General features: G+C 58.7%; 28 protein-coding genes. 23 read left to right on the top strand and 5 right to left on the bottom strand.

Annotation, left to right across the window (positions count from 1 at the left end; all coding sequences use genetic code 11):
* Positions 1-236: 236 nt before the first annotated feature.
* The 5 genes from KK141_RS18165 (at position 237) to KK141_RS18145 (ending at position 3,559) form a co-directional block, all read left to right on the top strand.
* Positions 237-1,016, top strand: coding sequence for a DUF2310 family Zn-ribbon-containing protein (locus KK141_RS18165; protein WP_345777579.1), 780 nt, complete (start codon positions 237-239; stop codon positions 1,014-1,016).
* A gap of 35 nt (positions 1,017-1,051) precedes the next feature.
* A complete protein-coding gene (locus KK141_RS18160; protein ID WP_214570986.1) occupies positions 1,052-1,417 on the top strand; it encodes a hypothetical protein in 366 nt (121 codons plus the stop codon).
* The gene (locus KK141_RS18155; RefSeq protein ID WP_214570987.1) at positions 1,414-1,776 is read left to right on the top strand and encodes an ADP-ribosylation/crystallin J1; all 363 of its coding nucleotides are present in this window, start codon (positions 1,414-1,416) and stop codon (positions 1,774-1,776) included. Before KK141_RS18160 ends, KK141_RS18155 begins: the two co-directional genes overlap by 4 nt.
* A 77-nt stretch (positions 1,777-1,853) precedes the next feature.
* Positions 1,854-2,801, top strand: a complete 948-nt coding sequence (locus KK141_RS18150) for an ABC transporter ATP-binding protein (RefSeq protein WP_214570988.1) — start codon at positions 1,854-1,856, stop codon at positions 2,799-2,801.
* Positions 2,798-3,559, top strand: coding sequence for an ABC transporter permease (locus KK141_RS18145; protein WP_214570989.1), 762 nt, complete (start codon positions 2,798-2,800; stop codon positions 3,557-3,559). Before KK141_RS18150 ends, KK141_RS18145 begins: the two co-directional genes overlap by 4 nt.
* Positions 3,560-3,583: 24 nt before the next feature.
* Here the strand turns inward: KK141_RS18145 and KK141_RS18140 are convergent, their stop codons facing one another.
* The gene (locus KK141_RS18140) at positions 3,584-3,901 is read right to left on the bottom strand and encodes a YkgJ family cysteine cluster protein (RefSeq protein WP_214570990.1); all 318 of its coding nucleotides are present in this window, start codon (positions 3,899-3,901) and stop codon (positions 3,584-3,586) included.
* Between the two features lie 290 nt (positions 3,902-4,191).
* Here KK141_RS18140 and KK141_RS18135 point away from each other — a divergent pair, with 290 nt between their 5' ends.
* Together KK141_RS18135 and KK141_RS18130 are read left to right on the top strand one after the other, a co-directional pair.
* Positions 4,192-4,524 carry an autorepressor SdpR family transcription factor gene (locus tag KK141_RS18135; protein ID WP_214570991.1) on the top strand — a complete coding sequence of 111 codons (333 nt, stop codon included), beginning with the start codon at positions 4,192-4,194 and terminating at the stop codon, positions 4,522-4,524.
* Positions 4,521-4,931 carry a hypothetical protein gene (locus tag KK141_RS18130; RefSeq protein ID WP_214570992.1) on the top strand — a complete coding sequence of 137 codons (411 nt, stop codon included), beginning with the start codon at positions 4,521-4,523 and terminating at the stop codon, positions 4,929-4,931. Before KK141_RS18135 ends, KK141_RS18130 begins: the two co-directional genes overlap by 4 nt.
* A 313-nt stretch (positions 4,932-5,244) precedes the next feature.
* On the opposite strand, the gene KK141_RS18125 is transcribed toward KK141_RS18130, so the two are convergent.
* Positions 5,245-5,601 carry a DUF1428 domain-containing protein gene (locus tag KK141_RS18125; RefSeq protein WP_214570993.1) on the bottom strand — a complete coding sequence of 119 codons (357 nt, stop codon included), beginning with the start codon at positions 5,599-5,601 and terminating at the stop codon, positions 5,245-5,247.
* Between the two features lie 365 nt (positions 5,602-5,966).
* Between KK141_RS18125 and KK141_RS18120 the strand changes: the two genes are divergently transcribed.
* From KK141_RS18120 to KK141_RS18065, 12 genes are all read left to right on the top strand, one after another.
* Positions 5,967-6,353, top strand: a complete 387-nt coding sequence (locus tag KK141_RS18120; RefSeq protein WP_214570994.1) for a hypothetical protein — start codon at positions 5,967-5,969, stop codon at positions 6,351-6,353.
* 166 nt (positions 6,354-6,519) lie between these two features.
* Positions 6,520-6,954 (top strand): cupin domain-containing protein, encoded by a 435-nt coding sequence (locus KK141_RS18115; protein WP_214570995.1) that lies wholly within the window; start codon positions 6,520-6,522, stop codon positions 6,952-6,954.
* A 1,142-nt stretch (positions 6,955-8,096) separates the two neighbouring features.
* A complete protein-coding gene (locus KK141_RS18110; RefSeq protein ID WP_214570996.1) occupies positions 8,097-8,465 on the top strand; it encodes a hypothetical protein in 369 nt (122 codons plus the stop codon).
* A gap of 117 nt (positions 8,466-8,582) precedes the next feature.
* A complete protein-coding gene (locus KK141_RS18105) occupies positions 8,583-9,065 on the top strand; it encodes a hypothetical protein (RefSeq protein WP_214570997.1) in 483 nt (160 codons plus the stop codon).
* 123 nt (positions 9,066-9,188) lie between these two features.
* Complete coding sequence (locus tag KK141_RS18100) at positions 9,189-9,557, top strand: hypothetical protein (RefSeq protein ID WP_214570998.1); 369 nt, start codon at positions 9,189-9,191, stop codon at positions 9,555-9,557.
* 99 nt (positions 9,558-9,656) lie between these two features.
* Positions 9,657-10,085, top strand: a complete 429-nt coding sequence (locus KK141_RS18095; protein WP_214570999.1) for a hypothetical protein — start codon at positions 9,657-9,659, stop codon at positions 10,083-10,085.
* A 134-nt stretch (positions 10,086-10,219) separates the two neighbouring features.
* Complete coding sequence (locus KK141_RS18090; protein WP_214571000.1) at positions 10,220-11,149, top strand: hypothetical protein; 930 nt, start codon at positions 10,220-10,222, stop codon at positions 11,147-11,149.
* Between the two features lie 131 nt (positions 11,150-11,280).
* Complete coding sequence (locus KK141_RS18085; RefSeq protein ID WP_214571001.1) at positions 11,281-11,679, top strand: hypothetical protein; 399 nt, start codon at positions 11,281-11,283, stop codon at positions 11,677-11,679.
* A 65-nt stretch (positions 11,680-11,744) separates the two neighbouring features.
* Positions 11,745-12,149 (top strand): hypothetical protein, encoded by a 405-nt coding sequence (locus KK141_RS18080; protein WP_214571002.1) that lies wholly within the window; start codon positions 11,745-11,747, stop codon positions 12,147-12,149.
* Between the two features lie 62 nt (positions 12,150-12,211).
* Positions 12,212-12,667: a hypothetical protein gene (locus tag KK141_RS18075; protein ID WP_214571003.1), complete on the top strand. Its 456-nt coding sequence runs from the start codon at positions 12,212-12,214 to the stop codon at positions 12,665-12,667.
* Positions 12,668-12,935: 268 nt separating this feature from the next.
* The gene (locus tag KK141_RS18070) at positions 12,936-14,969 is read left to right on the top strand and encodes an amidohydrolase family protein (RefSeq protein ID WP_214571004.1); all 2,034 of its coding nucleotides are present in this window, start codon (positions 12,936-12,938) and stop codon (positions 14,967-14,969) included.
* A 287-nt stretch (positions 14,970-15,256) separates the two neighbouring features.
* A complete protein-coding gene (locus tag KK141_RS18065) occupies positions 15,257-15,640 on the top strand; it encodes a GFA family protein (RefSeq protein WP_214571005.1) in 384 nt (127 codons plus the stop codon).
* Between the two features lie 342 nt (positions 15,641-15,982).
* Here KK141_RS18065 and KK141_RS18060 read toward each other — a convergent pair whose 3' ends face one another.
* Positions 15,983-17,626 carry an alpha/beta fold hydrolase gene (locus tag KK141_RS18060; RefSeq protein WP_214571006.1) on the bottom strand — a complete coding sequence of 548 codons (1,644 nt, stop codon included), beginning with the start codon at positions 17,624-17,626 and terminating at the stop codon, positions 15,983-15,985.
* 323 nt (positions 17,627-17,949) lie between these two features.
* Between KK141_RS18060 and KK141_RS18055 the strand changes: the two genes are divergently transcribed.
* The 3 genes from KK141_RS18055 to KK141_RS18045 all read left to right on the top strand — a co-directional run bounded on the left by KK141_RS18055 (position 17,950) and on the right by KK141_RS18045 (position 21,770).
* The gene (locus KK141_RS18055) at positions 17,950-19,428 is read left to right on the top strand and encodes a PLP-dependent aminotransferase family protein (RefSeq protein ID WP_214571007.1); all 1,479 of its coding nucleotides are present in this window, start codon (positions 17,950-17,952) and stop codon (positions 19,426-19,428) included.
* The gene (locus tag KK141_RS18050; RefSeq protein ID WP_214571008.1) at positions 19,415-19,798 is read left to right on the top strand and encodes a hypothetical protein; all 384 of its coding nucleotides are present in this window, start codon (positions 19,415-19,417) and stop codon (positions 19,796-19,798) included. The genes KK141_RS18055 and KK141_RS18050 overlap by 14 nt, the downstream gene beginning before the upstream one ends.
* A 610-nt stretch (positions 19,799-20,408) precedes the next feature.
* Positions 20,409-21,770 (top strand): hypothetical protein, encoded by a 1,362-nt coding sequence (locus KK141_RS18045; RefSeq protein ID WP_214571009.1) that lies wholly within the window; start codon positions 20,409-20,411, stop codon positions 21,768-21,770.
* Positions 21,771-21,872: 102 nt separating this feature from the next.
* On the opposite strand, the gene KK141_RS18040 is transcribed toward KK141_RS18045, so the two are convergent.
* Complete coding sequence (locus tag KK141_RS18040; protein ID WP_214571010.1) at positions 21,873-22,508, bottom strand: BRCT domain-containing protein; 636 nt, start codon at positions 22,506-22,508, stop codon at positions 21,873-21,875.
* A 234-nt stretch (positions 22,509-22,742) separates the two neighbouring features.
* On the opposite strand from KK141_RS18040, the gene KK141_RS18035 reads away from it, so the two are divergent.
* Positions 22,743-23,486 (top strand): HNH endonuclease, encoded by a 744-nt coding sequence (locus tag KK141_RS18035; RefSeq protein WP_214571011.1) that lies wholly within the window; start codon positions 22,743-22,745, stop codon positions 23,484-23,486.
* 41 nt (positions 23,487-23,527) lie between these two features.
* Here KK141_RS18035 and KK141_RS18030 read toward each other — a convergent pair whose 3' ends face one another.
* Positions 23,528-24,025 carry a hypothetical protein gene (locus KK141_RS18030; RefSeq protein WP_214571012.1) on the bottom strand — a complete coding sequence of 166 codons (498 nt, stop codon included), beginning with the start codon at positions 24,023-24,025 and terminating at the stop codon, positions 23,528-23,530.
* Positions 24,026-24,474: the final 449 nt, after the last annotated feature.

The raw sequence follows: 24,474 nt of genomic DNA, 5'->3' as shown, positions 1-24,474 counted from the left end.
ATTACATCGAGGTTTTCTACAACCGACAACGCCGACATGGACATCTGGGTGGCCTTGCGCCAATGATGTTCGAGGCGGCTAACTCAAAATCCAGCAGCTAACCGTCTACGAAAGCGGGGGCGTACCAGTTTTCCCCGCAAAGAATGCCAAGTACTCGTCGGAAAGTGAGACTTGCTCCCAAAAATTGAGGTCTCTAGGCGCCTACCCCAGCCTTTAGACTAATGGCGATGAATTAGATATCTGGCGCGCGAAGCGCCCCCGCGAAGCTAGCCGAGCTTATCGGTGGAGTGCTGGCAGCCTGGCGCATGAATGGGCAAGCCTATGGATGCGAATGGCCCATCCATGCCGACGGAGAGACCTTTTCCACGACGGTGCTCTCACCCGAAGAACAGTCACTCGACGAGCGCTTCAACAACAAATACGTAAACGCGGCCATAGCGCGCTGCGAGGTTAAGGGGTTGCTGCTGGCAACCAAGGTACTTGGCAGGCACGTCGAATCCATAGCGCCGTGTATGTGCCCTAGCCCGAGTGCCTATGTGCTCTTCACAACCTACCTCACCTTGGTTTCGCCGATACGATGCATGGATTGTTTCGGCCCCGTTGCGCTGTATCGGATGAAAGCCATGGACGGCGATGAGTATTGCGAGCTCATATCGTGGCAATCCAATTATCAAAGCTGCGATACCCTTCAGATGAACTGCCACGTGCTGGAGCGGGCGGCGACGCGGGAGATGTCGAACATCGAGAGCATCCTGAGCAAAAGCGGGTTGGAATACTGCCAAACACTCGCCGCCTCCAACGATCGCCCTTTCTACTACTACCTATACCGTTACCGCGGACGAAGCCTTCGCACCGAACTCGAACGGCGCTGCCCTGGCTGCGGAAATGAGTGGCGCCAGACACCACGACTCCACGACCTGTTCGATTTCAAATGCGATCGCTGCCACTTGCTGTCGAATATTGCTCTCGACCTCAGGTGGTTGCTCGGCTCCAGCTCACAGCCGACTCAGGGTTAAAAGCCACCGGTTCATCGCACAAGGAAGAGATGCTCATGGCGGATACGCTCTATTGTTGGAGGTGCAAGCGGAATGCATCGATGCTCGATGAGCATGAGTGGGCTGAGGTTGCGCCGCTGCTTTCGATCATGATCTCGAGAGTCCAGGAATTCCGCAGAAGTACCGGCGCCTCTCTCGCCGAGGCACTCAGCCAAGGATTCGGCAACGATGCTCTGTCTCGCTATCAGCAGTTGACCGGCGCCACGGAATCGGACCCCGATGTCCTTTGGCATCACAGAGCAAGCTTGTTCGGTCCAGCATGCGAAGCTTGTGGAAAACCACTGCGCACGCCCATGGCAAATTTTTGTGCCGAATGCGGATTCGACCGCAGCAAACACCAAGGAAGGAAAGAATCGATATGACTATCTCTGAAGAACTGACCGTGCTCTACCGCCCCATCGGCCCCAAGGAATGGGAACTCCTGCGCGACGCCGACTTCAAGCGCTGGCCCCCGCGCCTCCCCGACCAGCCCATCTTCTACCCCGTCACCAACGAACAATACGCCGCCGAAATCGCCAGCACCTGGAACATCCGCGACAGCGGCTACGGTGCCGTCACCCGCTTCCAGGTCCGCACGTCCTTCATGAGCAAATACCCAGTGCAGCGCGTAGGCGGATCTCACCACACCGAATGGTGGGTCCCCGCGGAAGATCTGGAAGCACTGAACGACAACATCGTCGGCCTCATCGAAGTCATCCGCGAGTTCAAGCCAGCCGGATGAATTCACCCCCGCTTCGTATCTGGCCAAGGCGGGCGTAGACTCCCCGGACGCCGCGACAAGCCACACCAGGGAACACCATGAGCGAACAGGCCGCATTGCCGCCGCACGCCATTTCTATCCGGGGCATCAGCAAGACCTACAAGAACGGTTTCCAGGCGCTGAAGTCGGTGGACCTGGACATCAAGCGGGGCGAGATCTTTGCGTTGCTCGGCCCCAATGGCGCCGGCAAGACCACGCTGATCAGCATCGTCTGCGGCATCGTCAAACCCAGTTCCGGCACGGTGCACGCCGATGGCGCCGACGTGCTGCGCGACTACCGCGTTACGCGATCGAAGATCGGCCTGGTTCCGCAGGAGCTGTCGACGGACGCCTTCGAAACGGTGTGGGCGGCGGTCAGGTTCAGCCGGGGTTTGTTCGGTCGCCCACGCAACGACCAGCACATCGAAAAGGTATTGCGCGACCTTTCGCTGTGGGAGAAGAGAGACGCGAAGATCATGACATTGTCCGGCGGCATGAAGCGCCGCGTCCTGATCGCCAAGGCGCTGGCGCACGAGCCGAGCATCCTGTTCCTGGACGAGCCCACTGCCGGCGTGGATGTGGAGCTTCGCCACGACATGTGGCAGATGGTGCGCGCGCTGCGCGCCACCGGCGTCACCGTCATCCTCACCACGCATTACATCGAAGAGGCCGAGGAAATGGCGGACCGTGTGGGCGTGATCACCCGCGGCGAATTGATCCTGGTCGAAGACAAGCACGCACTGATGCGCAAGCTGGGCAAGAAGCAGCTGTCCATCAGCCTCAAGGCGCCCATCCAGGCGCTACCCGAAGGGCTGGAGGACTACGCGCTGGAGCTCGCCGACGACGGCACCACGCTTACCTACACCTTCGATGCCCAGAGCGACGACACTGGCATTGCCGTCCTGCTGCGCAAGCTGGGCGATCGCGGGGTGGACTTCAAGGACCTGCATACGATGGAAAGCTCGCTCGAAGATATTTTCGTCAGCCTGGTGCGGGGAACGCGATGAACATTCCAGCCATTCGCGCCATCTACCGCTTCGAGATGGCCCGCACCTTCCGCACGCTGACCCAGAGCATAGTGTCGCCGGTGCTGTCGACGTCGCTGTATTTCATCGTGTTCGGCACCGCCATCGGTTCGCGCATGGGCGAGATCGGCGGCACCAGCTACGGCGCCTTCATCATTCCCGGGCTGATCATGCTTTCGCTGCTCAACGAAAGCATTTCCAACGCCTCGTTCGGCATTTATCTGCCCAAGTGGTCGGGCACGATTTACGAGCTGCTCTCCGCGCCCGTTTCGCCACTGGAAGCGGTGCTGGGCTATGTCGGGGCGGCATCGACCAAATCGGTGATGCTGGGCTTATTGATCCTGGTTACCGCGCGTTTCTTCGTGCCGTACAGCATCATGCATCCGCTATGGATGATGGTCTTCCTGCTGCTCACCGCCGTCACCTTCAGCTCCTTCGGTTTCATCATTGGCCTGTGGGCCGATGACTTCCAGAAACTGCAGGTGATCCCGCTGATGGTGGTCACCCCGCTCACCTTCCTCGGCGGCGCGTTCTATTCGATCGGCATGCTGCCGCCGTTCTGGCAGAAGGTCGCGCTGTTCAATCCCGTGGTGTATCTGATCAGCGGTTTCCGCTGGAGCTTCTACGGGCAATCCGACGTCAACGTCGTATTGAGCGCGAGCATGACGCTGGCCTTTCTGCTGGTCTGCATCGTGGCCATCGCCTGGATCTTCCGTACCGGCTACAAGCTGCGTTCGTAGGAACGCAGCAGCTCGGCACAGCGGTTACTTGTTCGACTCTTGCAATGCCTTGGCCGCGTCGCGGCTGTAGTCTTCGCGAATGGCCCTGCAATAGGGCCCATTCATCACAAAGCGGCGGCACACGGCGGGCCGGGTTTCGTAGATGCCGCAATTCATCTTCACGCTGTTCAAGGCCACGCACCAGCCGTCCTCGCCGCGCTTCATCACGCGATACCCTTCTGGCGAATACGTGGTGAGGTGATCGGGAATCGATTCTTCCGGTTGCAGAACCACCATGAGGCGGCAGCAGACTGCCTCGCAGGAAGAACAGCGTGCGGCGGCGGGGCGTGCGGCAGAGGTCATGCGTCAGGGTTTTCCAGGGATGGGGGATAAGGCAGGAGATGGCCGTCGTACGACGGTTCGCCGAGCGTCGCGGCCATCCGGCACGCGCGGGGTACGAGTGGACTCACGAGGACGACGGCAGCTCCGCTGCCCGTGCGTAGTGAGAGTGCGCTTGGCACAAGGCTTAACGTTGCAAGGATACGCGCCTGCGGGAAGCCAAGTGTTAGTTTCCCCGCTCCCTCCGGCGCCAATTTAGCCAATCATCGAAATTTTACTTGACTCTAATTTAGATGATTAGCTAAATAGCGCCCGTGAACGCCGTCTTCAAAGCCCTGGCCGACCCCACCCGCCGCAAGGTGCTGGAGCTGCTGCGCCAGCGCTCCATGAGCGCCGGTGAGCTGTCCGACTGCTTCCCCGTGTCGCGGCCCACCATGTCGGCGCATTTCGCGGTACTGCGCGAAGCCGACCTGATCGAGGCGCACAAGATCGGCACCAGCATCATTTATCAGCTGAAGCTGTCGGTGCTGGAAGACGCGCTGTTGAGCTTCACCCAGCTGTTCGGCATAGGCGCCGGCACGCACGCGACCACGGAATCCGCCGGCAAGGCCAAGCTCAAAGCATCCCGTAAAGGAGCCACCAAATGAGCGCGAGAAAAGAAATCCTTTTCGGCCTCAAGCTCGCGGCCGCCATGATCGCCGGCGCCCTGCTGCTCACCGTGGCCCACAAACAAGGATGGGTCAGTGCAGAGCTGGTCTCGCGCGGAAACAACATCATCATCGGACTCGCCCTCGCGGTCTTCTGCAACGCCATGCCGAAGAGGATGCAAGGCTCGCCCCGATCCGTTCAGCACGCCACGCTGGCACAGGCCATAGGGCGCGTCGGCGGCTGGGCCATGACGCTGGCCTTCCTGGTGTGGACGGCGCTGTGGGCATTCGCACCGCAGGAACTTGCACGCACCGGCTCGATGGTTGCGGTCGGCGCGGGCGTGGCGATCATGATCGGCTACACGGTGTGGAAGTGCGTCGGTCACGATGCACCACGAAATGGTTGAGGCTCTCAGGCCAGTAGCGGGTACCCAGTCGAGCGTCTGTTTCCGAGTCGAAGCAGACACCACCAGGATCAACACTTCAAAAGGAAGAGAAATGGGCTTTCCGTTGCAATCGAAGAACCTTCGCCGCCTGAATCAGGTGCGGTCCATTCTGTACATTTTGATGATGGTGATTGGCTTTGCGATCCTGGGCTTCAGCCTGGCCAGGGGACCGTAAGACGAGATTGATTCGAATCGCGTTGCGCGCCGAACCATAGTTTGGCCAGTCCGGCCAAACTATGAAATTCCGAAAATAGCGTCGGTGATCCGAGCTTCCCTAGCCCGGCAGACTGACCACCGACACGAAGCCGCCAAAGATCATCCGCTTGCCGTCGAAAGGACAGTCAGCGGCGGCTTCCATGCGCGGGTCCTGCATGAATTTCGCCATGCCTGCATCGCGGGTGGCCTTGTCGGGCCATTCCACCCAGGAGAACACCACGGACTCATCCTGCGTGGCCTGCACGGCGCGGCGGAAATCGGTGACCGTGCCCTCAGGCACGTCGTCGCCCCAGCACTCCACCACCCGAATGGCGCCGAATTCCACGAAAATGGCGTCGAAAGTACGGGCGTGTGCAATGAACTTCTCACGGTTGGCGTTGGGTACGGCGATCACGAAACCATCGATGTAGGACATGGCAGTTTCCTCAGCGGAAGGGGCGGCCGACATGGTCGCCTTCATGGATGCGACGAATGGGCAGGCGCGGGATCGACATCGGGCCGCGCTTCCGGGCCAGGCGAGGCGCCCAACCTTGCCAAAAGAGGCACAGCGCCAGCAAGCTTCCGGAGATCCGGGGCCTGCGCTTCCGGTCCTGGCCCAGGCCGGCAGCTGAGCCCCGGGGTGCAGGAGCCAGACACATTCGGCACAACCGTACGCTCCGTACCAATCGAACTGCAGTTCAGATTCGGCTCGATATCGATCCATCAAGGGATGGGTCCACCTGCTATACGAGAAATGGATCCGCCCCTTTTCCCAAGTTTCTTCCATGGAAAAATAGCTTCATGAAAAGTCCGCACCGCGCTTGGCTCATCATTGCTTTAACCGTTGGCATCGCTGCCTGCCATCACGGCCCCACAGCGCCTTCTGCCGACGGTGGAGTCCTCAAGGAAGGGCTGGTTGCCTATGCAAAGCACCCGTCCTTGGCATGTCATGCAAAGACCGATCTGCATCAGGGCCGGGAAATTGCGAAACAAGGTGACAGGCAAGCGGCGCAGGCCTATCTGAATGAGCACTGCGCTGTCTTCACGGATCCTGTAGCCCTCAAGATCCTCAGCATCGAACCTGGCGTTGAACCAAGCGATGATCAGATGGTGTCGGTCGAGGCTTTGAGCGACTCATCCGCCGATACGTTATGGATGACCAGCAAGTCGCTTCTGTTGAACAAGTGAGTTCAAGTGCGGCGCATTTGCAGCGCGGCGTTCTAGTTGAGAGCAGGCTCTTTTCTTCGGGAATGTCCGCTTTCTAACCAGAGCGGACCTTATCGCGGTAAAGGAAGGTCCACGAGAGAACACCCTGGGAGTCCACGCCATGCCAGTCTTCAGTCAGGACCGTTTCGTGTCCGAGATCAGCCCAGTCGAGGATTCCCCTGAGCCGAACCAGACGTTGTGGATCAGCGAAGCAGGCGAACTCACGCAATTCGGCGCGTTTGTCGAGATTCTCCAGCCAGGGTGCCGGTCATCAATCAAGCACTGGCACAGTGCGGAAGATGAGATGGTCTATGTCCTCGCCGGTGAGATTACAGTTGTCGAAGGTACGTCCGAGACACTCGTACGGGCGGGTGACGCCGCTACCTTCAAGGCTGGTGTCGCGGTCGGGCACTATCTTGAGAATCGGAGCTCCTCTCCAACCCGATGCTTGGTCGTAGGCACTCGCGCACCTGTCGACCGAATCACCTATCCGGACCATGATCGAATCTGTCTGCGTGATCGCTCGCTTCCCGACGACATATGGACCAATGCTACCGGCCAGCCTGCCGACAGCCCCTACTAGAGCTCATCGCGGCAGGCCCATTATTCGGGAATGTTAGAATCTGGGAGCTTCTTTGGGAGGAGTTTCCAGATCTATCGGGGGAAACCATGCAGTTGACTTGGCGCTGGAACGGCCCTCGGCCGGCCAGTTGCCACTTGCGATTCGGAGCCGCAGAATCGCCCCACACTCTTGCGCCACGGCCTGCACGCCGCCCATAAAATGCACTCATCCTTTGAGCAGTTGTCAGCTCATCTACGCGCACAAACCCCTGATACGCAGGATTGGGCGGATGGAGGCGGACATCAAGTTGCAATAGATCTGTTGCTGCGGTTCACCGCCACCGATTGGGACGAACTTTCTCGGATGTGGCGGCTGAATGGCACAAGTTGGCGTACTTGCCTAGCGGAGATCATGATCCCGCAAAATGCGTCAGCTTCGAGCCTCCTGCTAGACATGACGTCTGATCAAGATATTGACGTATCGTTCGCAGCGCTGTGCAGCGTGGCTTTCTATTGCGGAGTGAATGCTAATTCCGAAGGCCCGTTTGTGGATCTAAGCATTTGTGTTCCAGCGTTCCTCCAAGCAGCCAGGGATCACCCGTTGTTGTTGAGCAATCTGGAACACATTAGCAATCATTGCGCCGCCTTATTTGGCCGGAGGTTCACCATGCTGGCCGCGCGACTAAGCCGAGATCACCGCTGACTCTAGCCGAATCGCTTCGCAGTAGGCTGACATATCACCGCCTGACATCGACAGGGTGTTTAGAAAGCCGGCGATCTTGAAGGCAAAAAGACGGGCGGGAACGTGACCGCTTTCGATCCGAAGCCGGCATAAAAAAAGGGGAACAATGAGCAATGCCATCGACGTCCAACTCTCACCTGACGAGCTTAGGTACGTAATCGCCTGCGGAGTCGCGCTTCTTCTGAATGTCCCGGAGGCTTCGCTTCCGACCTATAGTCATTTCAATAAGGCGCAGATCATCGAGTTCTCAGCGCGCATGCGCGCTCGCCTCGACGAGGCCGGATACGATATATGAACGTCCCGCTTTCGACCTAAAGCGGACAAGACGACGACGGAACAAATGGTTCGACGGGGGGAGCCTGTCGGATATCCGAGACAACTTTAATCAGCGCCTCAAACTAGACAACGGCGAGGATGTAGAGATGCGAAAGAAGGTCCTGGTGCTTTTCGGGGCGGTAACGCTGGTCTGGGCTGGCAGCCTTTGGATGGCTTTCTGGTCTGGATTCAGCTGCCATCTTTCCGTGGCCACGGTTGCCGCACATGGCGCGGATCGTGCTCGTCTTAAACAGAACGCATGGCTTCTTCAGAAGATTGAGGGTAGCGATATCGAGTCTGCGCGAGCTTCGCTCAGCGAGTCCGTGAAGCTCGATGATGAGCTGGTCAAGTTAGACAAGAAGATGCCCAAGTTCGGCCTGGCGGACATCACGCTGGCTGGGTTGACGAGCCCGAAGGAGCTCATGGGTCTTCTTAATACAGCCCGGGAATTGGATGACGCTCATGAACAACCCTGACCGTTGATGACGATCCGATCCAGTTCTTGGGCGGGCACGTTGAAAACCGCAAGGTCCGCTTTCGACCCAAAGCGGACCAAATAAAGGCGCTCCTAGGGATGGCCAAAATGAGACGAAATGTTGCCCATTGAGTGGATCGCCAAATACTCATGGCTATTCTTCATAGCCGTTAATTTCATGAATGTTCCTGCGATCAATCGGCGCGCAGACATACACATTCAGCAGGACCCCGCACTGGCGGTGGGCTACGCAAACCTTTTGCGCCGGTATCTGATCGTCTCGAATATTCCATGGCTTGCCATGGGCCTTGCATGCACGGTAGGTGGCGTTCCCTCGGTGTGGTCGTTCTTTCGACCTCGCGAAGGAAGTCCTTGGGTGTTGGCCTGGTTTGCTCTGGTCATTCTGTTGTGGATCCATGAAATTTTCTGGATCTTCCTAGGGGGAGGAGCGGCTGCGCTTGTCAGACATCCTGGCGCGTATCGAATGGCGCTCTCCAAAGAATGGCAGGTGAAAGCACTGGTCTTGCTGTGCATCGGCGGTGGCATAGCCGGAGTAGTTATGATGTGGAACTCCAGCGGCGGCTTTGTGCCACTCGGATAGTCCGCTTTCGACCCAAAGCGCACATGACGACGATGGCATGAATGGCTCCTCAGGAAGAGCCTGTCCGATGTCCGCAATGACTTTAATCGGCGCCTCAAGCTGGATAACGGCGAGGATGTAGAGATGCGAAAGAAGGTCCTGGTGCTTTTCGGGGCGGTAACGCTGGTCTGGGCTGGCAGCCTTTGGATGGCTTTCTGGTCTGGATTCAGCTGCCATCTTTCCGTGGCCACGGTTGCCGCCCATGGCGCGGATCGTGTACGCCTTAAAGAGGACAAGTGGCTTCTTCAGAAGATCGAGGATGGCGATATCGCGTCTGCGCGAGCTTCGCTCAGCGAGTCCGTGAGGCTTGATGGTGAGCTAGTCAAGATAAACCAGAAGATGCCCAAGTTCGGCCTGGTAGACATCACGTTGGCTGGGTTGACTAGCCCGAAGGAGCTCATGGGTCTTCTGAATACAGCGCGGGAACTGGAAGACGCTCATGAACGTCCCTGACTGCCGATGACGATCTGATCCAGCTCTTGGGCGGGGACGCGGAACACCGCAAGGTCCGCTTCCGACCCAATGCGGACACTTGGATGGCGGCATGGCACCATGCGCACATTGCTTCAGGATTCGGGGGATTCCGTGCGCGATAATTCGTCCAAACGAACTCAGTTCAACCTGCGAGCTTTGCTCGGGTTTGTCGCGATCTGCATCACGCTCGGATTCTTTGTTTCTTTCCGGTCACAAAACCTAGGTCGGGCCAGCGCGTATCTATATCTCGGTCTATACGGGCTCCTGGTTTTGAATGCCGCCGTCACCTGGGTGGTCACCGTTGATCAAGGGTTCCTTATTCGCCAGAAAGTCGGACAAGCATTGGTCGTCTGGCTCATTCCCGTCTTGGGCGGCTTGGTCATCGGCATTTTCATTTGGACTCAGCGCGCTTCAGCGCCGCCGACTGGGTACCCTGACGATCCCAACCGTGGGCCGAGGGATGTCTATCTGGGGTCTCATCCACCTGGGCCGCCGGGCGGATACTGAGTCAACCAGTCGCAAAGCTTTCCGCAAAAGTGCTTGCTCGCTTTCGACCAACCGGGACATCTCTGGACCGATAGGCTGATTTACTACTGAAGAAAGGCAACTGCGCCGCTTCAGGTTACGGGGAGAAGGAAATCATGCACCCGCTTGCGCAAAGCCGTCGTCTTTTTCTGCTGGGACTATCTTTGGCGTTGCTGGGCGATGCGTCTCTTGGTTACGCATTACCACCCCAACCAGCCTCACCTCAGGCGGATAACGCTCAAGACCTTGCAACGCGAAGAGCTTTCACGCATGCCGTTGAAGCGCAGCGCGCCGCTATCGACAGAGAAAATTCGACGACTTCGGGAGTTGCGTGGGCCGGCGACTATTACTTCGGCGATGGTACGGGCCAGAACGTATCCGTATCGTTCGCTCCCCTTTCCGGCGTTGCCGCCACATGGCAGGGATGCTTTGGTACCTACACAGCTAACAAGGGAATGGTGATTCCTCAAGCCGATGGCAGTCTGCTGCTGAAGTATGAGAAGCCCAACGATGAGAGGGCTTTCGGCTTCGCTGACCACGTAGTACCTGTCGCCTGGGGCGATCGCATGTACATGATCTCCGAGAACGAGCTTCCCGCGTTCGCCAGCGCAGTGAACTTGGGCGATGAGCCACGGAAAAGTGCCCAGGGCTTGTTTCTCATGCGCACGGGCGATGAACAGCGCAAGGCATACGGCATACCTATCCTGCCAGCCGCTCAGCAGTCGCTGATTCGCGAAGTGCCGTTGGAAGTCGGCGTGGTCTCAGTGAGTCGGCTTCACGATGACGATGCCGACAAGCTCGAATGCAGGTATCGGCTGGAACTGGATCACGGCGCTAACGACGGGCTGGTAGTAGGGATGAACCTTCTGGCAATCGGAACCTTCGCGGGAAATCGCATCACCCTGGAACAATCGACACCAACTCGTGCCGTTGGCACTATCAGGTTGTTCGGCGATGAATGCATCAAGCGGGATCGGCGGCCATCAACCAGGACGCGCTTTACATCAGGAGCTTACCCGGCGGTGTCGTCAAACGATAAACCCTGAGTGGATATCGGCCTCGCGTTCGACCTGATTTAGTACGGGCTGAAGTCGCAACCCAAAGCGGACCTCAGGGGCGCGGCGCGGGAGCGCAACCTATGGAAGTCTTGGAGCCACCATCAAGGGGAGTGATGGTCATGCAAAGTAAATTTGAGACTTACTACGTGCCGGCGCTCTACTCGACCGTTGGGATACTTCTGGCCTTAAACCTCTTAGGCCTGATGAGTGGCGTATGGATAACGCTTTTGCCAATCGCCATCCAGATATCAATCATCTTTTCGGTCTATACGCGCAAGACGTGGGCGTATCTTGTCGTCAGGGTCTGGGCGGCGATCTGCATTTTATCGGGTGCGGCGCTCTGGCTGGCCGTGCTTCTGCGGGGTGGTGAATTTTCACACTCCACCGGATATATGGTCTTACAGACGCTGGTTTTATTGCTGGGTGTCCTTTTCTTCAGGAGCGCCAAGGCGGTGCTTTCAGAGCGAGTCCACATGGATGCCGCGCCCAGCAGAGATATGCATCAGGAGGAGAGCTGATGTCCGCTTCCAACCCATAGCGGACACTTCCAATGGTTCATTTCTGTTCGGAGGCGATGCCTTTCATGGCCAAACAACTCGTTGCTTGTGACGCTAAATGCCGAGCGTGTCACGAGGCGTTTAGGCAGCCGGCAGTTATCGATTCCAGCTACGGGGAAATAGTCCTGGGCAATCCAGATGGGAGCTCATACGTTGTCGCCAGTGCGTTCGGCCCGTTTCCCGAACGGGTGAGAGATCTTCTTCCTTCTAACAAGCAGATCCACCTGTGGAAAGTCCTGGCAGCGCTGGCCGATCACGGCCCAAGCGGGCGCTACACGACGACCATGCATTGCTCTTACTGCCAAAGTGCGGATCTCGAATTTTGGAATGGAAGAGATGCAGGCGTGGCTTTGATGCCGGAGGCAACCTATTCGGAATTTGAGGCGCTGGACGACGAAGAGCTAGCGCGTCAGGTAGCGTTTTTTACTTGAACGAAGGGCTGCAATTCTTAGGTCCGCTTCCGAACCGAAGCGGATAAGAAAGGAGTAAGGAGATGGGCGAGAAAGGACCGGGAATTCAACTGGCTGTCAGAGCACTAAAGAACCTGGGAATCCACTTTGCGCTGGTTCTTGCATACCTCATTGTTTCTATGCTTGTGCCCTTCAGCAGTCTTATGGCTATCCTCTTATGGAATAGTGCGGCAGCGATGGTTTTTGCGTTCGCAACGACCCGCCTCGTTGGCCGATCGCCACTCTTCATCCCAAGCGTCGTACTCTTGGTTACGGTGGCCTTCCCGTTCGTCATCCTCTGCTTAATCGCCATGCCAATGCATCACTCTTGGCAGGCGTCTGCCAAGGCTGTGGCTATCAGCATGCTTACGCTCAATCCCTTTCATAGCCTGTATATGCTCATTCCAGCGGGCGTGGCTGTGGGGCTCGGTTATTTCTATAGGGATCGCCAGGACATCTCTTCTGGAGTCGTGGCGGAAAGTCGAGACCCGGTTCGGTGAGCCATCTTGCCTGGCCAGTTCAGATGTTCTGTAAAGTCCGCTTCCGACCCGAAGCGGACCTTACGGATTGACGACCTTCGCTGTCGTAAGGCGTCGCGGCGTTAGACCGGCGTGCGCCTCGGTTTTAGCGTGATCGAGATCGCATCCTTCGCTCGGCAGCCAGTCACTTCCGCATCACGTATGACCTCTAGCCCTGGATTGCTCTCGGGAACGAGGCTAGCTTCAATTTAGATGTGTCGCCTGATAAAGATCCATTGGAGCTGACGGTATGCGCAAAGTGATTGCCCTGGTTTCCCTCTGTTTGATGATTCCGCTGCTCGCCTGCGCACAGACGCCTACCGGTGAGCTTGCCCTGCCACCGCCGACGGCGCAGCGCTTTGCCATTGTGTCTTCCACAGCGAGGCATGGCACTTCCATGCGGTGGACCGCCGCCGATGGCACAAAGATGGGACGGGAAAGCGTACTTTTACGCGGCCTTACCACTGAAACGGATAGTGCGTCGCATGTGGGCAGTGACGGCATGTTCGATCGCGTTGTCGTTCATGGCCAGACGTCTTTTGGCGACGCTGCCGAAACATTCGCGATAAAAAGCGGCGTGGCCACGTGGAAGAGCGCGGTGGATAGCGGCTCGGCTGCTTACCATTCGCCCGCGGAATACCTCAGCTATGGCGGGCCGTTCGATGTGCAGGCCGACTTCATCGAGACTCTTCTCGCCAAACCTGACAAATCGCTGTCCATGTTGCCTAGCGGGCAAGCGCATGCTGAAACACTCACTAGTGTCTTCGTCGGCCAGGGTGCTTCGAAAAAGAAAGTGACCGCCTACGTCATCACTGGGGTCAACAATACGCCCTTCGCCATATGGGTCGACGAATCGAGCAAGGTGTTTGCCGAAATCGACTCACTGTCCTACATACCTGAGGGCTATGAGAGCGCGGTGCCCATGCTGCAAAAGGCGCAAGGCGATGCCTTGGCTTCACGTTCGCGCGACATAGCACGGAAGTTCCTTAAGAAGCCTGCAGGACCGGTCGCGTTTGTAAATGTACGCGCATTCGTCGATGGAAGCCGGTTCGTCGACGGTCAAACCGTTGTGGTGGAACATGGGCTCATCACGCAAGTCGGCCTGACTGGCAGCGTCAAGGTTCCCAAGCATGCGGATGTCATCGATGGGGCCGGTAAAACCTTGGTGCCAGGCCTGTGGGACGCTCATCAACACATCGGTGGCGATGCCGTCGGCCCGGAGCTGCTATCCCTGGGCATTACATCCATACGCGATCCTGGCAACGTCAATACCCTTACGCTATCGCGCATGGCCCGGCGAGCGAAGGGTGAGCTGCTGATCCCACATGTCTATCCGTCATCGTTGATCGATGGCAAGGGCCCTTTCACGGCGCAGCTGGGTAGTGTCGCCACCTCCCAGGAGCAGGCCATTGCTCTGGTGCGGCAAGCGAAAGCGGACGGCTTTGACGCGATCAAGATCTACGGTTCGTTCAATCCCGCATGGGTAAGCGCTACGACTGCCGAGGCGCACCGCCTGGGCCTGCATGTGCATGGGCACCTTCCCTTCGGGATGCGCCCCGCGCAAGCCATTGCTGACGGTTACGATGAGATTACCCACATCTTCTACGTGATCATGGAGGCCATGCCGGATTCGGTCGTATCGGCTACGGGTCTAACCCGCGTGCAAGGGACGGCACGTTATTCCAAGGATGTCGATCTTCATGCGGAGCCGATGAAATCGCTGGTCGCGACGATGGCGCAACGCAAGATCACCGTCGATCCCACGCTTTCCGTCGTCGAAGCTTTCTACGCCCGGGACAATGGCGACCTCTCGCCCGCGTACGCACCGTTTGCCGGCACCTTGCCCGCGAGCTTCGAGCGTGGTTTGCGCCAGGGCGGCCTGGCCGTTCCCGCCGGCCTTACACGTGCCGACTATCGCGCGAGTTTCGCCAAGCTGCAGAGCCTTGTGAGCGTCCTGCACGAAGCGGGAGTGCCCATCGTCGCGGGAACGGATGGTTATGGCATGGAACTGGTGCGTGAGCTCGAGCTCTACGTGGACGCCGGACTTTCGACCACCGAAGCGCTTGCGAGCGCGACCATTGTCCCGGCGCACCTGGTGGGCGCCGACAAACGTACAGGCTCCATCGACGTCGGCAAGACCGCCGATCTGCTGTTGGTCAACGGCAACCCGCAAGCCAACATCAGCGCACTGCGTCAGACCAAGCTGGTGATGATGGATGGCGTGTTGATGGATGCCGACGCCTTACGTGCGATTGGCGGCTTTTCCGGTGCGCCTGCAAACTAGAGGCGACGAGCGGGCCTCTATGGCCAGGTGATAGACCTATAGTGGAGTGTCCGCTTTCGACTCGAAGCGGACATTGCGCCACACCCAGATTTCTCCCACAGGGAGGACATGGAATGAGCCAGATTGGTCAATCTGACGTCGAAGCCTGGCTTCAAGGACATGAAGTTCGAACGCAGATCCACGGATGCGGCTTCTATTCGGTATTCGATACCGGCGGTGGCTGCTGACGTCCTGACCTTCATGCTGCCCAAGCAGGTCACACTCGAGGTCGCGCCGCGACAACTCCCATGAGCCACAAACAACCCACACCATCCCTCCACGGCTCCTGCCACTGCGGCGCAGTACGCCTCACGCTTCCAGCAGCGCCCGAAACAGCCACGAGTTGCAACTGCTCGCTCTGCCGCCGCACGGGAGGCATATGGGCTTACTACGAGCTCGGCTCAGTCTCCATCCAAGGCCACCCCGAGAACACGGAAACCTATGTCTGGGGCGATCGATCTTTGCGGAATGTGCGATGCAAGATCTGCGGCATCGCCACCCATTGGGAGCCGATGGAGCTCAAGCCAGGCGCTCGCCACGGCGTGAATCTGCGGAATTTTGAACCCGCGTTGCTGGCGTCGGTGGTTGTCAGGCATTTCGATGGGGCGGACACCTGGGAATTTCTGGATTGAGCATTGCTGCTTTTTTTGCACGACGCAGCAGAAATCCCTGGATCGCGCTTTTCTAGCAATGTGGCCAGGGGGAGCCGGATGAGGGTTCGGGCGGAGCGATGCGCATCACTCTTGCGCTCCGACCGTACCCTCACCCCAACCCCTCTCCCAGGGGGAGAGGGGCTCAGCCGCGGTGTACACCACCGCAGCAGCATTCCTCAACCTTCAAACTAGAACCCTTCTCCCTCCGGGAGAAGGTGGCGGCAGCCGGATGAGGGTTCGGCCGGAGCGATGCACATCACTCTTGCGCTCCGCCCGTACCCTCACCCCAACCCCTCTCCCAGTGGGAGAGGGGCTCAAGCATTAAGGCACCAACACCCAACTCACCTGCCCCACATCCGGCGGCAACGGCAGCCACGGCCCCCTCGCCGGATACCCGTACTCATACGCCGCACCATCCCGCATCCCAAACGAATGCATCGGCCCCGCCTGGCAAATCACATCGCGCTTCGGCAACACGCCAGTATTGAGATACCCAAACTCCGCCGCCGCCACGCACGCGTTGTCATCGAAAATCGCCCCATGCGTGGCCGCGTTGTCGATAAACACCATCGGCGCCGCATTCCCATTCCACAGTCGATCCACCAACGCCTCCCCATACGGCGTCGACGGATCGAACTCCCCCTGCACCATCAACCCGTGCACCTTCGTCCGCAGCTCCAGCAGCGGATCGATCGCCGGCGCCCACGGCCATCCTTGGCACTGGTCCTCCATGGTCGAAGCGCCCACCCCCAAAAATTTATGCGTGTCAGCAATCTTGCGCGCGGCGCTGCGGTGGTCGGTGGAACCGGAGTCGTTGCACTGCAGGGCGGCGCCCATCGGGTTGAAGCTGGGTAGCGCGCGCAGGTCGGCGTAAGTCATGGAGGCGATCTGTTCGGCGGTGGCGATATGGGCCGGGTCGCCGTCCAGTGCATCGGACATCGCGCTGAGCGAAGGCGCCACCATCAGGTCCCAGAAGATCCACATCGCCGTGCCATCCAGCGCGCCCAGCGCCTGGTCCGGCGTGACGCTGCCCATGCGGTGCTGCGAAGTGGCCTGGTAGATGCGCTGGAAAGTCGTCATCACCTGCTGCGGCGTGGTGCCCATGTGGAACTGGTCGTTGTGCCGCGCCATAAAAGGGATAAAGGCCTGCTGCAGATTGAGCTGGTCCATCGACATGCGCTGCAGCGCCTGCTGCTGCCAGTCCAGGTGCGACCAGTTCATATTGCTGTCGAGCACCACGCGCTCGAACTTGTCGGGAAACATGCGGCTGGCGTAAGCCATCAAGCCGGTGCCGCTGGACACGGCGAACAGGTCCGCGTGCTGGAAACCCAGAATGGCGCGCACCAGGTTCAAGTCGCGCACGTGGTTGGGCGTGGTGATGCCCTTGAGGAAAGCCCCGTGCTGCTGCAGGCACGCTCGCATCGAGCGGTTCCACCAATCCTGCTGCGCCTGCAGGCTGGCCGGCGTGGGGTTGCGGCTGTCGCCGTCCATGAAGTTCTCGGCGCCGCTGCGCGGGGCGTAGTCGCAACTCACCTGGGTGCCCAGGCCATCGGTCACGCCGCGCAGGTCCACGCCAACCACCAGGTGGTCAACCTGAAGTTGCGGTTGCCATTGCTCGAACATCTCCGCCATCGACGCACTGGAGTTATCCGGCCCGCCGCCGTTCACCAGCAGCAGGCGGGTATACGCCGGCGGGTTGAGCGGCCTGGAAATGCCGATGGTGATGTCGCCCTGGCTCGGGTCGGCCCAGTCCTGCGGCACGGTGACCAGCGCGCACTGGATGGTGCTGCCGTCGGTAAACAGCGAAGGCGGGCAAGCGCCCCAGCTCACCGGCTGCTGGTAGTACCGGGCGTAGGCCGGGTCGCTGCTGTGGTCGTCGATACCGTGCGCGCTGGCCAGCCCCGGGCACAGCACGCAACCGATCAGCACCGCCAGCTTGCGCACAGACAAGGTAAAACGCTTCATACCGATGCTTCCTCGATTAAGTCATGACATACCGGACACGTGCGCACCGCCGTGGCATCCGCTGCAGCCGCCGGCCTCTCTAAGACCAGGCGCAGGCAAATCGCGAGCGCACCGCGCCGCCGGGCCGTGGACCGGTGTCGTAAGTAGCGGTAAGTTGCGATTCCCCAGTTGGGCTGCCCGATGCGGGCGGTGGCGGCGGCGCGCCCGCGAGGGGCGTCCTGCCGGCCGTGGCATGATCATTCTTCACGGCGGGCGGGGTCGTAAATGACCGGTCGCGCGCTTTTTCGATATGACCACTTGCAGCCGCCGCGGAGCGCTTAAAGATGGCCAACAGGCGGCAGCACGACGAACCGATGTATGCCCAGTTCGCCGATGCCATCCGGCGGGACATCGACTCGGGCCGCTTCCAGCCGGGCGCCCGCCTGCCCGGCAGCCGCTCGATGGCCGTGGCCCTAGGGGTTTCCCGCACCGTGGTGCTGATGGCCTACGACCAGCTGGAAAGCGAGGGTTACCTGGAGTCGCGCTCGGGCAGCGGCACCTATGTGTGCGTGCGCGCCGCCGGCGTGTCCGCGGGCGGCGCGCCGGTGGAGGCACAGGTGGAAGCGCCGGCAGCGCCGCGGCTGTCGCGCCTGGCCCGGCGCGCCGCACTGCCTGCCGTGCCCGAGGCGGAAACGCCTGCCTTCGATGGCGACGTGATCGACCTTGCGCAGCCGCGCGTAAAGTCCGACCCGCGCAGCCTCAAGGCCTGGATGCAGAACCTGACGGCGCTGCTGCGCAGCCGCGATGCGCCGGACTTCCCCGAGCTGCAAGGCGCCATCGCCCTGCGCAAGGCCGTGGCCGGGTACTTGAGCGTGGAACGCGGCATCGAGGTCGCCCCTGACGACATCCTGATCGTCAGCGGCGCGCAGCAGGCCCGCGACCTGATCGCCCGCGTGCTGCTCGACGAAGGCGACGCCGTAGGCGTGGAGGAACCCTGCCACTGGAGCGTGCGCCACACCTACGAGGCGATGGGCGCGCGCATCGTGCCGTGCCAGGTGGGGCCGCAGGGCATGGATATCGAGTGGCATGCGGCGGCGCTGGATGGCGTGCGGCTGGTGAACGTGGCGCCGTCGTTCCAGTTTCCGACCGGCGTGGTGATGTCGGAGGAGCGGCGCAGGGCCCTGCTGCAATGGGCGTATGCGCACGATGCCTGCCTGGTGGAGGATGATTTCGATTGCGAGCATCGGTTTGGGGTGCGCACCTGCCCCACGCTGTGGTCGCTGGATCGCCATGGGCGGGTGATTCATGTGAGCAGCTTTGCGCGCTCGATGTTTCCGGCCTTGCAGCTGGGCTACATGCTGGTGCCGCGGGGGTTGCGGGAGCGGTTTCTGGCGGTGAAGTGGCTGGCGGACCGGGGGAGTATTTCGCTACAGCAGCATGTGCTGGCGATGTGTATCGGGAGTGGGCAGTACTTGAGGGATTTGCGGAGGATTGCGCATCGGTTGGCGCCGAGGCATCGAGCGTTAGCCGGGGTGTTGGAAGGGAAGCTTGGGGAGGATATGGAAGTGGTGGGCTCGGTGGCGGGGGGATCGTTGTTTTTGCGATTGCCGCGATTGGCCCGTGGTGCGACCGAGGCATTGGTGACAGAGGCATTTGCGCGTGGAGTGCGTATTCGTTCTGCGGAGCGCTTCCATCAAACTCGGCCTGAGCATGTGACATTAGTGCTTAGCTATGCCGGGGTATCGGAGGCTAACCTCAAGCGGGCCGGAGGTCGGCTCGCCGAGGCTTATATGAAGGTCAGGGGGATGCATGAAGTGCGATAAGTGCGATGCCCAGAGTTGGCACGTCACGGAGAAGCTCGGATCCATCGAAGCCTGGGAGTGCGATCAATGCGGCAATCAGATTTCCGTCCATGTGAACGATCCGAGCATCGGGGATTCCGTCTCCAAAGACTTCCTTCATACGCCCGAACTGAAAGGCGCCTGGTTGACGAAGCCATCCAAAGAAATGGTGCAGCGAGCAGAAGCTCTATTGCCAATGATCGAGCGGCTTTCTCCCACGCAACATCTCCGGCGCTATGTCGATAAGGCCAGCTTCTCGCTCGGCCAGATCAACGCCGCCGAACAGTATGAGTTGGCGCTTGAGCTTGGCGATATAGGAATAGGTATCTTGGATTCCAAGACCCATCCATAGCCGCAAAGAAACAACACAACTTCCGAAGAGTGCGGAGTCAAGGAGCAAGCCGCTATGCGAGTAAGAAATCCCTTCCTGTTGCTTCTAATCTTTACTCTCGGCGTCACAGCCAGGGCCACACCCGCAGAACATTGGGTGATCCTTCCCCCTGACCAGGCCAAGGCCACGCTCCTTCCCGCAGCTAACACCGGAATCTCAGCAAAAAATAGTTAACATCATCCTCGATAATGAGAATGGCCCTGACGCCGGTAGCGATCAAGGAAAAAAGGCTCAGCACCAGCGACGTAATTGGCTCGACGCCATCAAGGGTCTCGGCAACTTTCAGGCGGACGAAGCATATAGGCAGCTCACAGAGGTTATGGGGCCAATTCGTGAATACCCAGATTTCTTGTCGTATCACTCGACCTTGTATGGCCCCGGCCCGAGCCCCTACTCGGAAGATGAGCTTGTCTCTTTCGCCGAGAACAAAACGCTTATTCAACGTGTCGAGTTGTTCGCCCCACCCAAAGATGAGCGCCGCGGATCCCGAAAGAGCCTAATCGACGCTATCAGCAACGCCATCCAGGCTCACCCGACCAAGTTCCTATGGACTTTAGACTCAGGCGTTGCCATGAATCGCCGCACTCAGTACGGAGTGCTTAACGGCTACGCTAAGTTTCTCGATTCCACAAAGGATAGCGGCAAGCTCTCCTGTCTTCGAGAAATCTTAGACTTCTACCTACCTTATGCCGCATCAGTTGTCAGCTCCGAGGCCTTTTGGCAGGAGCATGTTGAGGAGTCGGATGATTTCGAGCCAAACAAAAACTGGATTCCTCGCGTGGTTGTTGACGCGGCAAAGATGCTTGTTGCCAACGACAAAATTGAGCTAGGTGATGAGGATTTCAAGCATGTTTACGATGCGATCCTTGCCATTAAAGGCCACGCAACGGGCATAGAACCCTCCGATGACCCTATGACTTCCGCAATTAACAATTCGCGCGGGATTGCGGTGGAGGCGTTCCTGCAATTCGTTCTGCGGCGATGTCGAGATGCGGACAAGTCAGCAATCGGCCACACAGAAGAATGGGGTGAGCTGCAAGAATTAGTTGAAGCTGAGCTTGCCGGATGTGTAAATGGGAAGGCTCTAGAGTCATCTACCCTTTATGCGTGCTATCTCGCTCAGCTTCAGTATGCCGACGCGCGATGGGTGGAAATCAACATCGCCAAAATATTTCCGTTCGATCATCTTGCGAACGTATTGGCGGCCCTGGCTGGACTATCATTTGCGAACACGACGCCTCATGTCTACGCTGCACTTAGCAACGCAAACATACCTTTCCAAGCGTTGGCTTTGGATGATTTAGTGGGAAGCGCACGAGAGCGGCTTATTAAACGCGTGGCGCTAGCCTACATATGGGGTAACGAGACATTGGACTCGCCAGTTGTCGACGCGATGTTTTCGGATGCCAGGATTGATGACTTGCTGGAACTCGCCAAAACTATCGGGCGATGGTCTGATGAGAAGCTGAGTAAGGAACAAATCGTAAGAGCGAAAACTCTTGCCAGTGCTCTCGTAGGATTTGGTATTCAAGAGCCTTCGAGACGAAGGGTGCTACTCTCAACCGCTTCCCGCTTCATTGGATTTGCAATAGGACCTACGGATGCGGATATGTCTTGGCTATTGTCCGTTGCGCCATATGCGCAAGATTCCCATGAAAGTGATCACTTTCTTGAAGCACTAAACAGGATCGTGCCTGAAGACGCGGAAAAATCCTTTCAGCTCCTTTGCGCGTTCATGAGCAACTACGTCCCTGGTTACGACTATCGTGACCGCCTGCAGGCGCTCATTCGTAAGCTTGATTCCGCAGGCTTTCATACTCAGATCATTCCTATCGTCAATAAGTTGGTTATGTCAGGCGGCGGTCCAAAGTGGGTCGAGCTTTACAAGGAATTGGGTGGGAAAGCTCTACCATCTGACCCCCTGGAGGAGTAACCCTCCTCCAAAACGCTAAATCGCACGTGAGCCACGGTAAAAGAGCTCCCCATCCAACCTCGCCTCTCCTGTAATGACTAGCTCCTTGCTCCTCCATTTTCTTCAAAGCGGCGTAAGACAATCTAGGACGCACTCCTCGGACACAATGCTAATTGAGTCCGGTCGCTTTCCCCGCATCGCGACCGCCTCCTCGATCTTTCGCCCGTGGGAGGAATGCATCCAATCGCGTGACCCAAATGTTCCAATAACAAGGTAGCGGGTGCTCTGCGTGACCGACTTCTTCACGTAGCCGCCCTCCATCGAAATGAACGACTCCATCTTAAATTTCGGGCCAATCGCGAACTCCCCCGTTAGAACGAAATCGCTCCGAGGAAATTGGATCACCGGCGATGGATTATCGAAGGGCGACCAGGTAGCCATGCTTGCGCTGGCGCCCCAGTGCTCTCCCCCTACGACCGAATGTAGCTTCTCTAAGAGATCTTTTTGCTCTTCCTGGTCGAACAAACCATCTGAAAGAGCCGCCTCGACACGTCCATAGAGGACATTAAATGGAAAGCTGTCACTGAACTCTCGATGCCGGTGCAGCCAATCTAATAGGAACTCGGCTTCGGATTGGTTGACCTCGCCATCCGCGAGAATTCCTCTGCAAATACCTATTAACTCATCAACGCCCCGATCGAGCCGACGCCGAAACGTAATTGCCGGTGACGGTGCATTATTGCCGCCCGTGGTCCCCATATTGCCCTCCCCCTTTTGGCAGTGGCCGCAATGTGGCTAAAAGAAGGGACGGATGCAAGTGAACGGCTGTAAGGCATGGGTAGCTTTCGGCTGTCCATGGGAGGCGACGTACTCCTCCGTCTAGTTCGAGCTCCCCTCGGACCTAGCAATTGCCCCAAATGCGGCGACAAATGCACCCTGATCTCTAAGAATCTTCTGTATTAGTCTTAAGAAAAATTCTTAGGGAAATATGGAATGGCAAGGACGAGCGGCCACGGCAACCCCAGCTGGACCAGGGACGAAACCATCCTAGCCCTCGATCTCTACTTCGACTGCGACGGAAAAATCCCCTCAGGCGGCGACCAACGCGTAGCCGCCCTCTCCGAACTCCTACGCCAACTCCCCTACCACTCCGAAGCGTCGAAGCGGGATTCCTTCCGCAACGGCGACGGCGTTGCCTTCAAACTCCAAAACCTCCGCCAAGTCGCCACCGGCTACGGCCTAGGCAACGTCTCCCAAATGGACCGGAAGATATGGAGCGAACTCGGCTCCCGCCCGGAGGCGGTGAAGCAAATGGCCGAAGTCATCCGAGCCAACATCGCCGCGGCCCAAACCATGCCTTCGCAAGAGGCAGAAGAAGACGAGGAGTTTTTCGAAGGGCGCGTTGCGACCATCGTGCACAGGCGGCGCGAACGAAGCCGGGGACTACGCCCGCAGCTTATCGAGGCGCGACGCACTGCCGGCGGCCTTGCCTGTGAGGTGTGCGGATCAACAGGCCCAGCTGGCTCTGATGCACTCGCCGAAGCCATATTCGAAGCTCACCACATCATCCCCCTATCCGCCGCATCCGAGCGCAAGACTCGCCTAGCCGACATGGCCCTACTCTGCGCCAACTGCCACAAACTCATACACCGCCTAATCGCTTCCGAAAAACGCTGGATAAAACCCGACGAAGCCAAAGCACTTTTAGGTTTCGCGCTAAAAGAGGACGGGGGTTAATTCGCTCCCGCCCTCTTGAAGTTACTAAGGGGACCACCCCGCTACGACGCCACCACCGGAAGCTCCTCGTCCTCCCGCACCTGCTCCCACTGCATCCTCAAATGCGCCAACGCCGCACACCGCATCCCCATATCAATAAACACCCCAATCCCCTCCAACATCACCGGCACCCGCTGCGCATCCACAATCCCCCTCTCATGCACCAACTCCGCCAGCACCTGGATGGAGCAATACGCGTACTGCAACCACTCCGTCGCATCGTTCAACAACGCATCCGGCCCCGCCTCCGGATCCGTGTAATAAGCAGCGTGCCGCACGATCCACGCTTCACCGAGAACACTGTTCATAAGCAACTCCTTGCTAAGCACCGCACCCCGCTCCGAGAACGGCACGCCGCCGGACAGCACGGCGTGCCGCGACCATACGGACTCGGGTTTCACCGGCAACTCAAAACGTGAGCCCCGGGCGGCTTGATTGAGGAAGTAGATGACGGGTTCAACAGCTTCCGCCGTTGCGCAAGGCAACGCGCCGGGTTTCACGGCTAGGAATCCTTCCTGCGAAAACTCTTAAGTCCCGTCTCGTCAACCGTGTCCGCGTGTTGCTCGGACAACCCGGATGGGCGGTGAAGCTGCCGCCGTGGGAATCGGCGGGCGAAGAAGTACCGTATGATCTGGCTTAGCCATGATCAACTCCTAAGACAGTTGGTGATGGTTAGCGGGTCAGGGGTGTTCGAGCACCCTTGGCCCGCGCTCTCACAGCATTGCTGCCATGGTTGCCCGCGACGCGCTTCGAGTCACTCCGCGGGCAACACAACCAAACTATCAAAACGACTTCGGTGTGTCTGTAGGAACACCGCGCGATGCAAGCATGCGCGGCGCTTTTCGGACACATCCGATGGCAAATGCGTAAACACTGCGCAACGCAGCGTCAAAGCTCCTCGATCACCTTCAGAATCTTCTGATACTGCTCCAGCTGATCGGGCGACTTG

Origin of the sequence: Dyella sp. LX-66 (assembly GCF_018599165.1) — a bacterium.
Taxonomy (GTDB): Bacteria; Pseudomonadota; Gammaproteobacteria; order Xanthomonadales; family Rhodanobacteraceae; genus Dyella_D; species Dyella_D marensis.
The sequence above is the reverse complement of the archived record's forward strand: the minus strand, read 5'-3'. Positions and strand labels throughout refer to the sequence as shown.